This window comes from Petroclostridium sp. X23, assembly GCF_030013905.1.
Classification (GTDB): domain Bacteria; phylum Bacillota; class Clostridia; order SK-Y3; family SK-Y3; genus X23.
On the sequence record NZ_CP124862.1, the window covers coordinates 2,794,912 to 2,808,219 of the forward strand.

Sequence of the window (13,308 nt, forward strand, 5' to 3'; positions counted from 1 at the left end):
TAACATAAAAGAGCAGGCAAACTCTGCTCTTTAGGATGATTCGATGAAAGATTTTTTAATGAAACTAGCGATCGTGCTTAAAGACGATGATACCTTTGTATAAATTATTTATAAATTCATATAACACTTGTTATTTTTCAAGTTTACAATATTTCTAACAATCAATTTCATAAATGGTCCCTAGCTGTGGACTTAACAGTTCACATCCATGTTCTGTGATAACGACTGGTTTTTCCCATCTAAGTCCAAAATCTGGTCCCATAGCAAATGTATCAACTTGGAATGTCATGTTAGAAACTAATGGATAATCGGAAATAGTCTCCATCCAAGGAGCTTCTACTTCAATTAATCCCAAACCATGGCATGGTCCGTAAAGTAAATTATCACCATATCCCCTATCTTTAAAATACGTAATAAAATCTTTTGCGACATCTGCTGCAATAATCCCTGCTTTTAATTGCTTTTCTGTCCACATATGTGCTTCCAAGCAGAATTCTACCAGCTCTCTCTTGAAGCCTGTTAACGGTCCCATGGAAATAGGCATTCCGATGGATGGAGAATATCCATCAATTTTTGCTCCAAGATTAATCTGAACAATATCCCCTTTCTTGATTTCTCTGTAAGAAGAACGGGAAATAGCATGTTTCGTGGACTTCTGCGAAAATACATATAAAGGGAGTCCCTCGTATTCTGCGCCGTTCTCATAAATGCTGTTTTGTGCAATTCCGACCATCTGTAATTCTGTCATGCCTGGCTTTATTTTTCTAATCACTTCATCCGTTGCAATTTTAGTAATTCTAGCCGCTTCTCTCAAACATGCAATTTCATTATCTGATTTCACAGAACGTAAAGTAACCATAATATCATCACAACGAATAAGTTCTGCGTTTGGATATGCTCCTTTTATACCTTCATAAATAACAAGATTCGTATCTAACCATGCAGCCATGCCAATCTTAATATAATCTCCTGTCACGCCAAGTTCTTGAAAAACCTCACGAAAAGAAGAGCATGTTAACTCCGGATATTGAGGATTTGCAGATTCCCTGTATTCTCTTAAAACACGTACTCTCTCAATTTTACCAAAATCTGATGCATAAATTTCACTTTCCGGCCCTACCAGCAATGTACAATCGCCTGCCGGCGTAATTGCTACACCTACACGTTCAAATACCGGCCAAAATCCGGAAAAATACCGTGTATTCGCATAATCAGCTTCCGAACCATTTACCAAAAGGACGTCCACCCCTCTCTCGCCTGCCAGTTTTGCTGCTTTTGCGATTCTTTCTTTATACTCTTGTTCCGGAATACAAATTCTACTCATTTCTTTTATCTCCTTTTATTTTTCTATTCATCAAATCCGTAGCCCATTACTGTGTAATAAGCCAAATTCACCTGACGTGAATCTAATCTTCCATATTGAACAATAATCGGCTCCGTACTTTCTACTTTCATTGCATACTGCGTTTCCAAAGGTTGAGTTTTATCTCCAAAATATTTTTCTTCATGTGTTTTCATACAACGTACTCTCTGTGCTTCTACCGTAATTGCATCTGTCATAACCGGTTCTTTATCTTCATAATAAAATGTGATTTTTATCTCTGCATCTTTTTCATTCGGATTTAGCACCACTACCGACTCATGTCCTTTTAATGGACTGTCTCCAAAAGGAGGTCTGTCTCCATCTGGGAAAAACCAAATCTTTTTTCCGTACTTTTTCACATTTTTTACCTCTCTTTTAGATAATTGTTCTGCGTAAATAATCTAAGGCCAAATCCCTCATTTTCTCTCCTAGTTCTTTTGAACCTTCTATCGCGCTTTGAATAAACCATTCATCCGAATCTGAAAGTCTCTCCATTTTCACACATTCCGGATATAACACTCTCAATATCGAAGACTCATATTTTCCCGCATGGTCATATCCTGTCTGCTGTTGAACTTCTTTACTCAAAGCCGGAATGACCTTAATCCAGTTCCATGGATTGTCGTCAGATTCCAATTTCTTATAAAATTCCTGATTGTCATTAGAACCCCACCATCCAATCCCCATCTGATCTTCTAAAAATTCTAATGTCAGTTTTTTCGCTGCTTTCATACATGCCAATGTCATCGGGAGTAAATTCTCATATTCATATTGATGATGGTTCATCAGATAAATATTGCGAAATCCTCCATACAACATGGATTTTAATACATTGTACACAACATCTTCAAATGTATCCGCATTAACATGTACTGTATTTGTCTCTGGTCCACCTACCGCATAACTAGCGACCCCATACCAGATAGGCGGATACACTACAATATTCCTCTCTTTTTCCAGCTCTCGTAAAAGGCCTGTAACGATTTGTGTATCACAACCAAAAGCACAATGCGGACCATGATATTCTATCGTTCCAATTGTAATCACTACCGGCGTTCGATCTTTTTTTGCTCTTTCCAATTCCCGCGGGAACATTTTTTCCATCTGCATTTTATACTTCCTCCACTCCGCACCAATCCATAATTGTCAGTGCATTGGTACGAATTGCCTGCATATAGTCTTCAATCCGCACTTTTTCATCTACACCATGTGCATCTCTAATATGTCCGGGACCATATACGATAGTCCTAATTCCTGTCTTTTCTAGATGCCTGGCATCACAACCTGCCGGAAATCCGGAGAGCACTGCTTCTTTCTGATTTTTCATGAACAATTTTACCAGTTCAAAATCTGTTCCTACATCATGGGGTTCACAATGCTGATAGAAATCAATTTCCGGCATATGTTCACATAACCACTCGTCTGATTGCGCCGTTTTATGAATTGTATTTATAATTTCTTCTTTTATTTTATCTCCGCTTACTTTTCTTTTATTTCCACCTAAATCGTATTCATACGGAAGATATTTTACATCAAAATACATATCACATTCACCGGGTACCGCACTACCGGCTACACCGCCTTCTATCTTACCTAGGGTAATGGTAGGACGCGGCAGAGTTGGGTGACACTTTGTAGCCAGCCACTTATGTTCTAATTGCTCTAGCGCATTTTTAATCAGCAAGGCTTTGTCAATGGCATTTACGCCACTCCACTTAATACAGGCATGGATTGCTTTCCCTTTGACCTTAACATGTGTAAGAAGTACTCCTCTTGAAGCTGTTTGAATTGTTAAATCTGTTGGTTCGCCAACAATAGCTGCATCCGCTTTAACACCCTGTGCAACCAAATCCAGCGTTCCATTCCCTCCGCCCTCTTCATCCACTACTGATTGTACATAAACAGTTCCTTTTAAATTTGCATTCTCTTTAATTGCTTTTAATGCAAAAACCAACGCACACAATCCCGCTTTCATATCACAGGCGCCTACCGAATATATTGTTCCATCTTCTACGGTTGCCGAATAGGGATCATAGGTCCAACGTTCCAAATCTGCCGGAGCCATGGTATCCACATGTCCATTCAAAATAATGGAACGTCCCCCACTGCTGCCTGGAAAGGTACAAACCAGATTAGGACGGCCTTTATAACTATGCCCCGGACTATATTCTTTATAGTTTGCAATACGCTCATAGGTTGGCTCGCACATATAAGAGCTTGCGCCAAAGTTTTCCATATATTTTTTCAAAAATAGCTGTGCTTCTTCTTCCTGGCCATCCAAACCATGTTCAATTACTGAACTATTAATCTTCAACAAATCACGTAAGAACCCCACAGCCTCATCCTTATGACTGTCTATATAATGTAGTACTTGTTCTCTAACCATAATCTTCTTCTCCTAAAACGCACGAGCAAACGGGCAATCGTTTGCTCATGCGCCAAAATAATATTATTTTTTTACTAAATGTGAGCTAACGAATTTCCCTCTGCAAAGTAGTAATCCAATAAGTGAACTCTTGTTTTATTCTCAGAAGATTTTTCAAGATTTCCAATAATCATCTCTACTGCAATCTTTCCAATCTCTTCGACCGGTTGAACCATTCCTGTGAGCTCCGGTTCGATCAATTTTGTATTATCTTCTCCATCAAAGCAAATAACGGAAATATTCTCCGGTACACGAATATTTGCTTCTTTTAATGCCAGCAAAACCCCATGTGCTTCCACTCCATTATGTGCAAAGATACAAGTAGGAAGTTCTCTTTTTTCAATCAATCTTTTTGTAATTTTATACCCGCTTTCAAAATGACTGTTCCCTTTATAAACTCTGTTTTTTTGAACCTTTAAACCGTTATCCTGCATACATCTTTTAAATCCAAGATAGCGCTCTTTACTTGATGTTTCTTCCAGCTCCCCTATAATCAATGCAATATCCTTATGACCGCAGTCAATTGCCTTCTGTGTCAGTTCATAAGCCGCCTTTTTATTATCAATGCTAATAAAGGAATATGGTTTTCCATTTGCATACGGTGCATTATCTACAAAAACACAGTTTAAATCTTCAATTTCTTTCTCATAAATATCACTTTTACACGCAGGAGATATTATCATACCGCTTACATTTTTGGACTTAAGTAATTGAAAATATTCTCTTTCTCTTCCGACATCCTCATCTGTATCACAAAAAATAATACTATATCCCAAACCCCATAGCGTAGTATCGATACTTTTTAACAGCCTTACATAAAAGGAGTTTGTAACATCAGGAATGATCACACCAATCGTATTACTTCTCTGCATTTTTAATTCGCGAGCCGTCACATTTGGTGTATAATTGAGTTCTTCTGTTGCCTTTAGCACCTTTTTTCGCATTTCCTCACTAATGCGTCCCTTGTTATTCAATACGCGTGATACGCTGGATGTAGATAGGCCTACATAATCTGCAATGTCTTTTAAAGTTACTCCCATACCATATCTCCTGTTTTTTCATCTATTATAATATTTATGGAACCTCATGTCAATTACTGGAATTAATCATAAAGCAACGGGGCTATTTTTTCATCATTCATATTGGATGAATCATACCAATAGCAACCTGTATCAATAAAGGATTCTACTTTTTCTCCATTCATAAGTTTTACTGCTGATTCTACTGCTTTATATCCCATACCTATAGGATCCTGTGTAATCCCTCCGACAATTTCACCTGATTTGACTGCTGCTTTCATCGCTGCGGATGAGTCAAAGCCCACCAATTTTACTTTGTCAAGTTTTCCTGCTTCTTTTAATCCATTATATGCACCAACACATGCTCCTTCATTAGAAGTATAGATTAACTGAATATCCGGATTTGCTGCAACCATACTCTTTGCTACTTCTGCCGACTTTAAGTGATCCCCTTCCCCATACTGAATATCTGCAATTTTAATGTTTGGATAATCACTTTTGATCTTCTCCTTGAAGCCCTCTACGCGCTGTACCGCATCAATAACCGTCTGTGAATGTCCGATAACACCGATTGTTCCTTTTTCACCCAAGATTCTTGCTACATTTTCTGCTGCCAGTGCTCCTGCTGCCAAGCTATCGGTAGAACATTTTGCTTCAGATTCCTCTTTGCCAACTCCCGCGTCAAACCCTACTACATGAATTCCTTTTCCTTTTGCTTCTTGAAGAATTCCAGCTACCGATTCCGTATCGATTGCTGCCATACATACAGCTACCGGGTTATTTCCAAGTGCAGTCTTCAACATGTCTACCTGCTTATCAACCATTGTTTCCTGTTCCGGTCCTTCAAATGTTATTCTTACACCATAGTCCCCAGCAGCCTTCTCCGCACCGGATTTTACAGCCTGCCAGAACTGATGCCCATAGCCAAGGGCTATCATCGCTATGTAAGGCTTTTCTTCTTTTCCCTTTGCCGTTTCTGTACCTTCTGCTGCTTCTGTTTTTTTTGCTCCCTCTTCCGGCTCTGCTGTCTGTTTCTTCGAGCCGCACCCCGACATTAAACCGATTACCATTGCCATTGTCAATAATACAGCCACCATTTTCTTCAGTTTCATAACTAATCCCTCCATTGTTAAAATAGTTTATGCTAAGCCTGACGGCTAATAGCTATATAATAATTTTACTAGATCTAGATTAATTACCTTTTTTCTTTCTCATTTGATCCAAAAATACTGCTAGTGCTAGTACCAAACCTACAATAGCTGACTGAATTTCTGTTGAAACGGCCATTATTCGAAGTCCATTTGTTAAAGAACTAATGATTAAAGCTCCAATCATTGTTCCCACAATGCTTCCTTCCCCACCATTTAAGGAATTTCCTCCAATAACTGCTGCTGCAATTGCTTCCAATTCATATCCTGCTCCTAACTGCGGCTGTGCCGAATTCAAACGTGACGACATAATCAGACCCGCAACTCCGCAAAACAATCCACATAAGGAGTATATCGCTATTTTCCATTTAACAACATTAATACCGGAAAGTCTCGCTGCTTCTTCATTCGAACCAATCGCTAAATCATATCTTCCAATCAAAGTTCTTGAGAATAATATATGTGCCAGAATGCCTATCACAATAAGAATAATAATTGCATTATAAAATCCTTTAATTCCCAAAAACTCTCCTATCGCTATCTTTTGATAATTAGCAGCCTTTGTAAAGTAAACAGGTTTAATACCCGAAATTACTAAAGATAATCCTTTTGTAATCATCATCATTGCCATCGTTGCAATGAATGGAGGCAACATCATTTTAGTAACTGCGAAACCATTAATAGCCCCGCATAATGCACCAATAAAAAATCCAAATAAAATCGCAAGCCAAATCGGCCAACCCCAAACAGTAAATGCTGTGCCGCTCATAACACATGAAAATGTCATAATTGTTCCCACGGAAATATCAATACCACCTGTAATAATTACAAATGAGACGCCAATTGCTAACAATCCGTTCACACAAGTTGCAAGTAAAATCGTCATAATATTATCATAGCTTACATAGCTTTTGTTCATAATAGAAAAGAAAATAACGAGTAAAATTAATGCACCTACAATAATTAATTTTTGAGAGGCATCCTTATTTTTTAAAATTGCTGATGTTTTCATTCTTTGAGAGACATCGTTATTTTTTAAAATTGCTGATGTTTTCATTTTTTGAGCCCTCCTCTAATTATATTTCCCGTTTTGTAGCAAATTCCATAATCATTTCCTGATTAATCTCATCCTTTGTCACTTCTCCTGTGATACGGCCTTCACACATTACTAAGACTCTGTGACAAGTCCTTATAATTTCCGGTAGCTCCGAAGAGATAACAATAATCGTTTTGCCTTCTTCTGCTAATGCATTAAGCAGTTTATAAATTTCATTTTTAGCACCGATATCAATTCCTCTAGTTGGTTCATCAAATATCAGAATATCGGAATTCCTAGTAAGCCACTTCGCCAAAACAACTTTTTGCTGATTTCCTCCGGACAATAATTTTACTTTTTGCCGGATAGAAGGTGTCTTAATCGCCAGCGAGTTTTTCTGTTTTTCAGAATTTTCTTTTGATTTTTTAAAATTAATAAAACCAACCAATTCTGTGAATTTATTCATATCTGCTAGTGCTATATTACAGTCCACATCCAATCCAAGGGCCAATCCATAGCGTTTTCTATCTTCTGATAAATATGCAATTCCATATTTTACTGCATCCTGCGGACTCGATATACTTACTTGTTTACCGTGAACAAAAATTTCTCCAGTCTCATGCGGGTCGGCTCCAAATATTGCACGTGCCGTTTCTGTTCTTCCCGCTCCCACTAAACCTGCAAAGCCTAAAATTTCACCTTGATGCACTTTAAATGATATATTTTTCACCATACGTCCGGCATTTAGATTTTTTACTTCCAAAGCAACTTTAGCATCTTTATTCAAAAATGCTTCTTGCTTTGATGCAAAGATTTCGCGACCGACCATCATTTTTATAATTTGTCCTACAGTAGTATCTTTTACATTCACTGTGCTAACATAAGTTCCATCTCGCATGACTGTAATTCTGTCACAAATCATTTGCAATTCTTCCAATCTATGCGAAATATGAATAATTGCCCGGCCCTCTTTTTTTAACATACGAATCACTCGGAATAGGTCTTCAATTTCTGTATCTGTCAGTGCAGCTGTAGGTTCATCCATAATTAAAATTCTAGAATCATAAGAAAGCGCTTTTGCAATTTCTACCATCTGTTGTTTCGCTACTGTCAAACTTCCAACCTTTACAGAAGGATCAATATCCAAATTCAGCTTTTCAAAAATTTTCTTTGCTTCCTCATCTTGCTTCTCTTTGTCTAAAAATACCTTTGATTTTGTTTTAAACTCCCTGCCAATAAATATGTTTTCTGCTGCCGACAGGTGGTTCATCAAATTTAGTTCCTGATGAATCATAACAATGCCGTATTTTTGTGCGTCTCTCACATTCCCAATCGTGATTTCTTTATCATTCATGAAAATACTGCCATTATCTTTGGAATAAACACCTGTTAGAACTTTCATGAGCGTGGACTTTCCTGCTCCATTTTCTCCAACCAAAGCATGAACTTCTCCGGCATTCAAGCTAAACTGTACATCATCCAATGCTTTTACCCCTGGAAACTCTTTACTGATATGCTCCATTCTAATAAGGGCTTCCATTCATTTTCACCTCTTTCTTCTATATCTAATTTTGGGCAATCGTTTGCTCAAGTGGCAATTAAAAAACTAGTTATCGGGCACTAGTTAGCAACTTTGCTTTACATGAACTTGATATGTCTTTAATAGTATTGCATAAATTTTTTTGCATATATTGCTTAGTTCAAGTTAAAATTTGTTGAAAGTTGTAAGATTAATTGCAAATAGGCTCTTGAACACAACTGATTACCTCCGGCTGTTGGGCAATCGTTTGCCCAAACATTAATTAAAAAAACTAGTTATTTTTTTACTAGCCAGCATCCTTGCTTTATATGAACTTGATATGACTTATAAACCTATAATATACTTTTTAAAACTAGCTGTCAATATTTTTTTCGTTTTTTATGTCGATTTTTTCATTTCTCATATACAATTGAATTGCTATCACTGCAACGGCGCTGAATATACATAAAACAATAAATGATTTTTGAATTCCTAATTGATCTGACAACTTTCCCAAAACTGCCGGTGCACTTGCTCCTCCTAGTCCCGTTGCCGCAGTCATGATACCTGCTGCTTTTCCCGCCTGCCCCTTCATGGTTTCTGTTCCCATCGCCATAATCATTGGCCATAATGGCCCAATAAAAATTCCAGCTAATATAAAACAAATGGCAGCTCCTTTTACACCAATCGGCAGTGTAAGAATAAAAAGCAAAACTGTTAAACTGCTAAAGCATATTGTAAGTACTTTGCTTTTATATCGATACCAGAACGCATTTAGCAATTTTGAAGGAATCATAACCAACCAAAATACTGACAATACTTTTGCCGAAATCTGATTTTGTTTATCTATCTGCCATAAATATGTATCAATAAAATACCCAATACCATTTTCAAGGCTGACACATACAACCATAGCAATAATTAGAAAGCACAGTTCTGGTGGAATTGTAAAATTATTAATCTTGTGGATTGTTGTTGTATTTGCTTTTTCCTTTATTTTACACAACCGGAAAGGTATAAATATTAAGCCTAAAGAAATACCAGCTATCCAAAAGCTACCCCTCCAATCCCAAGAATACCGGAAAATCATCTGTTCCATAATCAAGGGACTCACAACTGTTCCCAAACAAAAAAAGGACTGCGTCCAGTTCAAATACATCCCTGCCTTTTCGCTAAATACATCTGCCAATAATGCCGAGGATACACTTTCACTAACACCATAACCCATTCCAACCACAAAAACTCCCAGCATCAGTAAAGCCAGTGTATTAGCCTTGGTAAATAGACACACTCCTATAAAAAAGACCCCTCCAAATATTGCTATTACTCTTTTCTTACCTATCCGGTCTGCTGCATGCCCCACCAACAATGAGGCTACAATAATTCCAACAAACTGGATTGTTACCAACATTCCCGTTACCGCATTTCCAATTGAAAATTCCTGTGAAATTTTCAATAACGCATATTGAAATCCTCCCGCTTCAAGTCCTAACATAAACAGCATAACAGAAACAATCGTAAATAAATAATACTCCTGTTTTTTCATATTCTTATTTCTCCTTTCTCAATGATTTAGCGGACGCTTGGAAACCGCCATCACCTACATGTTTTATGTGAATTTTCTTCCTTGGATTATACCTACTTTTTATTCTTTTTGTCAACTATAAAAATCTTAATATAGTCACGCAATAATTCCTTTCTTAATTGCAAAAATAAATTCCGCCCCTACCATGTCTAATAGTGGAATTTAGTCTTACAAACAATAGGGTGGAATTTACTAATACAAATAATTGAGTATTTTATCACTGCGCAAGATACAAATAGAACTCGGATTTTTTCAATGTATTTTAAAGGTCTAGCCGCGCGGCAATGAGCGTCAGGGTTTGGGGAAGAGCCACAAGAATATTTTACATAGAATCATTTAATTATCCTGAGACAATTTTAAGAAGGCATATGATCATAATATATGATTAAAATTTGATAGCCATTGGGTGCAAAAACACAGATAAGAATCTGAATAAAATTCACCTTATCTGTGTTTCCTTTTAAACCGGTACATTGCCACTATATTTTAATAGTTCTCAAGTAGTCTATAGAATCTTTAGCTGCAGTATATGGGTCAGGTTCAGGCAAAACTTCCAAACCAATCCATCCACCATACTTTATTTCGTCCATCGTCTTTAATGTCCTATAAAAATCCAAATGCCCTTTTCCCGGAGCTAATCTGTTGCTGTCACAGAAATGGATATATCCTATATGATCTTTATACTCTTTTAACGTGTCATAAATATCCACATCTTCAATATTCATATGAAACAAGTCGGCATGAATCTTTAAATTAGGTATCTTTAAAGATTTGATATATTTCCCCACATCTTTCACACTGCACAAATAATTTGTTTCAAATCTATTCATCTGCTCAAGCAATATATCCCTGTTATATGATTTGGCATATTCACACACCTCGTACAAGCATTCGGTTAACTTCTTCAGCCCTTCATCCAATGTGTCGTTCTCATCTATATATCCTCTTACCCTGCTTACGTTTATATCTGCTCCAAATTCTGCTGCAACATCAATAATCCCTTTAAACTCTTCTACTGCTTTTTCTCTCACTTTGCTGTCGGTATGTGTAAACCACACATTGAGCATCGTAAACATCTGCCCTGTAGAGATCACAGGAATTTGCAAACCATATTCGTCTATAAGTTTCTTTAATGCTTTGACATCAATATTATCCTTTCTATACAAAGCTAATTCAATGCCATCATAACCCAAATCTTTAATAGCGCTTAAGTTTTTTTCTATTCCCTTAAAGACTACTAGCGCTTTTGGAAAACAATCTTCCATAGATATCGTTACACATAATTCATTCATCATTTGACCTCTTTTCACACACATATGCAGTATGCCTTTACTATATTTCTATTACACACTTGATCACCTTGTCTTTATCCCGTATATTCTCTTCAATTGCCTGCTGGATATTATCAAGCTTGTATATTTGCGGCATGATTTTTTCGAGCTCTATCGGATTGTCAGCAAGCTGCTCGATCGCCTTTTTATGCTGATTTGCAAAACGGAAAACAGTGGCAATATTCGCCTCTTTTCTCATCAACGTGCTGATATCATAATTTACAAGCTGTCCCGATGAAAAACCTACAAAAGTAATAGTGCCTCCCTTTTTTAGATATTCTACAGTCTGCGCCTGTGCCTGTATGCTCCCTGATGTTTCAAATACCAGATCAACACCAATATCCTCTGTCAACTCTTTTAGCTTTTCAACAGGATTCTCTTTTGCTGCATTTATAATATGGGAAGCTCCTAATTCCACGGCTTTGGCCAATCTGCTTTCGATAACATCAACCACAATAATTTCATTAATGCCATGGGCTTTTAAAGCCATCAATGTCATTAAACCGATGCATCCTGCCCCCAACACAACTGCATTTTGACCATATCCGGCCGCGCTGCGTTCTACTGCATGCAGCGCAACACAATACGGCTCTATCAGCGCCGCCCGTATCTTCGGAATACTATCGGGCAGCTTGTAAGTCCGATCTGCCGGATACGCCATGTACTCCCTAAAAGCACCATCGGTCCACGGATTTCCCAAAAACCATTTTAAAGCATATGTGCACAAATTATATCTCCCGGTCCGGCAATAGTGACATTTCCCGCAGCTCAGTCCAGGATCTAAAACAACATTATCGCCTTCTTTTAGATCAGTTACGTTCTTTCCTACTTTCTCCACTCTTCCGCATGCTTCATGACCTAATATTCTTGGCTCTTGAATTTTTGCTGCTCCTATGCCTCCCTCTGCAAAAAAATGCAAATCCGAACCACAAACACCTACATATTCTACATGCACTAAAACTTCATCATCTGATATCTGAGGTATTTCATGTTCCATGATTTCAATACAACCTACTTTTGTTAAAACTGCTGCCTTCATCAAATAACACCCCACTATTTTATAAACAAATTTCTTTTTCCCTTAGGTTTCTACATATCCACACAGATGCTCTAATGCTTTATCAGCATTATAACTCCCATAATCAACATATAGCTGTACGACAGCTTTCCAATGAGTTCCTTATTTATTTTTTTCAATACCTTTAACCCGAACCAGCTGCCAACAACTACTGCTATCACTACTGCCACAGAAAAAGCAATCATCCCCGGCGATGAAAAATCTCCGGCTATCAAACCAAGAATATTGATGAATAGTGCGTTGATTACAAAGTTGGCTTGCAGCGATGAAGCATATTCCAATTTATCATCGATGGCCACTAAAAAATAGGTGACCAACACGATTCCTCCAAGATTAAACATTCCATTGAGTACACCGGCTAATAATCCTATACATACATCTGCCTTTTTCGATTTTTTTATAATAATCTTTTCATAGTACTTCAAAAGATATATCGCAAAAACAATCAATACACCACCCATGATCTTGCTAAGAATACCTGCGCTTATTATTATTAATAGATAAAAGCCTACCGTGTTCCCTACCATGGTAAAAATCGTCGGCCTAACAATAAACCGCCAGTTAATATGCTTCCACAGGCTCACCACCATCATAGCCGTTAAAACAAGCAGTGACAGCCTTACCACCGCAACAGCCGAGGCAAGCGGAAGTATTATCGTCAACAAGGTCATAGAAAAAACTGCGAATCCAAAGCCGGTACTAGAGTGAATAAAGCTGCTGAATAAAACAATAATGAATATGATGACGGCTTGTATGATTATGCTGTTAAGCTCCATATTCTTCTCCTTAAAATCATATCATTCT

General features: G+C 37.5%; 12 protein-coding genes. All 12 read right to left on the reverse strand.

Going from position 1 to position 13,308, the window contains the following annotated elements; all coding sequences use genetic code 11:
• Nucleotides 1-154: 154 nt before the first annotated feature.
• The 12 genes from QKW49_RS13255 to QKW49_RS13310 all read right to left on the reverse strand — a co-directional run bounded on the left by QKW49_RS13255 (nt 155) and on the right by QKW49_RS13310 (nt 13,280).
• Nucleotides 155-1,324, reverse strand: a complete 1,170-nt coding sequence (locus QKW49_RS13255; RefSeq protein ID WP_282863102.1) for a Xaa-Pro peptidase family protein — start codon at nt 1,322-1,324, stop codon at nt 155-157.
• Nucleotides 1,325-1,347: 23 nt separating this feature from the next.
• Nucleotides 1,348-1,722: a sensory rhodopsin transducer gene (locus tag QKW49_RS13260; protein ID WP_282863104.1), complete on the reverse strand. Its 375-nt coding sequence runs from the start codon at nt 1,720-1,722 to the stop codon at nt 1,348-1,350.
• A gap of 16 nt (nt 1,723-1,738) precedes the next feature.
• Nucleotides 1,739-2,473 (reverse strand): creatininase family protein, encoded by a 735-nt coding sequence (locus QKW49_RS13265; protein ID WP_282863105.1) that lies wholly within the window; start codon nt 2,471-2,473, stop codon nt 1,739-1,741.
• A gap of 1 nt (nt 2,474) precedes the next feature.
• Nucleotides 2,475-3,749 carry an ArgE/DapE family deacylase gene (locus tag QKW49_RS13270; protein WP_282863107.1) on the reverse strand — a complete coding sequence of 425 codons (1,275 nt, stop codon included), beginning with the start codon at nt 3,747-3,749 and terminating at the stop codon, nt 2,475-2,477.
• Nucleotides 3,750-3,823: 74 nt separating this feature from the next.
• Nucleotides 3,824-4,828: a LacI family DNA-binding transcriptional regulator gene (locus tag QKW49_RS13275; RefSeq protein ID WP_282863108.1), complete on the reverse strand. Its 1,005-nt coding sequence runs from the start codon at nt 4,826-4,828 to the stop codon at nt 3,824-3,826.
• A gap of 62 nt (nt 4,829-4,890) precedes the next feature.
• Nucleotides 4,891-5,919, reverse strand: a complete 1,029-nt coding sequence (locus QKW49_RS13280; protein WP_282863110.1) for an ABC transporter substrate-binding protein — start codon at nt 5,917-5,919, stop codon at nt 4,891-4,893.
• Between the two features lie 79 nt (nt 5,920-5,998).
• A complete protein-coding gene (locus tag QKW49_RS13285; RefSeq protein WP_282863111.1) occupies nt 5,999-7,012 on the reverse strand; it encodes an ABC transporter permease in 1,014 nt (337 codons plus the stop codon).
• 19 nt (nt 7,013-7,031) lie between these two features.
• Complete coding sequence (locus tag QKW49_RS13290) at nt 7,032-8,531, reverse strand: sugar ABC transporter ATP-binding protein (protein ID WP_282863112.1); 1,500 nt, start codon at nt 8,529-8,531, stop codon at nt 7,032-7,034.
• Between the two features lie 352 nt (nt 8,532-8,883).
• Nucleotides 8,884-10,056, reverse strand: coding sequence for an MFS transporter (locus QKW49_RS13295; RefSeq protein ID WP_282863113.1), 1,173 nt, complete (start codon nt 10,054-10,056; stop codon nt 8,884-8,886).
• A gap of 518 nt (nt 10,057-10,574) precedes the next feature.
• Complete coding sequence (locus QKW49_RS13300) at nt 10,575-11,390, reverse strand: sugar phosphate isomerase/epimerase family protein (protein ID WP_282863114.1); 816 nt, start codon at nt 11,388-11,390, stop codon at nt 10,575-10,577.
• A gap of 37 nt (nt 11,391-11,427) precedes the next feature.
• Nucleotides 11,428-12,465: an alcohol dehydrogenase catalytic domain-containing protein gene (locus QKW49_RS13305; RefSeq protein ID WP_282863115.1), complete on the reverse strand. Its 1,038-nt coding sequence runs from the start codon at nt 12,463-12,465 to the stop codon at nt 11,428-11,430.
• Between the two features lie 71 nt (nt 12,466-12,536).
• Nucleotides 12,537-13,280 carry a sulfite exporter TauE/SafE family protein gene (locus QKW49_RS13310; RefSeq protein ID WP_282863116.1) on the reverse strand — a complete coding sequence of 248 codons (744 nt, stop codon included), beginning with the start codon at nt 13,278-13,280 and terminating at the stop codon, nt 12,537-12,539.
• Nucleotides 13,281-13,308: the final 28 nt, after the last annotated feature.

Bases quoted from the DNA above. Each gene is read 5' to 3' on its own strand.
- QKW49_RS13255 (WP_282863102.1), bottom strand. From the start codon at position 1,324: ATGAGTAGAATTTGTATTCCGGAACAAGAGTATAAAGAAAGAATCGCA.
- QKW49_RS13265 (WP_282863105.1), bottom strand. From the start codon at position 2,473: ATGCAGATGGAAAAAATGTTCCCGCGGGAATTGGAAAGAGCAAAAAAA.
- QKW49_RS13270 (WP_282863107.1), bottom strand. From the start codon at position 3,749: ATGGTTAGAGAACAAGTACTACATTATATAGACAGTCATAAGGATGAG.
- QKW49_RS13275 (WP_282863108.1), bottom strand. From the start codon at position 4,828: ATGGGAGTAACTTTAAAAGACATTGCAGATTATGTAGGCCTATCTACA.
- QKW49_RS13280 (WP_282863110.1), bottom strand. From the start codon at position 5,919: ATGAAACTGAAGAAAATGGTGGCTGTATTATTGACAATGGCAATGGTA.
- QKW49_RS13285 (WP_282863111.1), bottom strand. From the start codon at position 7,012: ATGAAAACATCAGCAATTTTAAAAAATAACGATGTCTCTCAAAGAATG.
- QKW49_RS13290 (WP_282863112.1), bottom strand. From the start codon at position 8,531: ATGGAAGCCCTTATTAGAATGGAGCATATCAGTAAAGAGTTTCCAGGG.
- QKW49_RS13295 (WP_282863113.1), bottom strand. From the start codon at position 10,056: ATGAAAAAACAGGAGTATTATTTATTTACGATTGTTTCTGTTATGCTG.
- QKW49_RS13300 (WP_282863114.1), bottom strand. From the start codon at position 11,390: ATGATGAATGAATTATGTGTAACGATATCTATGGAAGATTGTTTTCCA.
- QKW49_RS13305 (WP_282863115.1), bottom strand. From the start codon at position 12,465: ATGAAGGCAGCAGTTTTAACAAAAGTAGGTTGTATTGAAATCATGGAA.
- QKW49_RS13310 (WP_282863116.1), bottom strand. From the start codon at position 13,280: ATGGAGCTTAACAGCATAATCATACAAGCCGTCATCATATTCATTATT.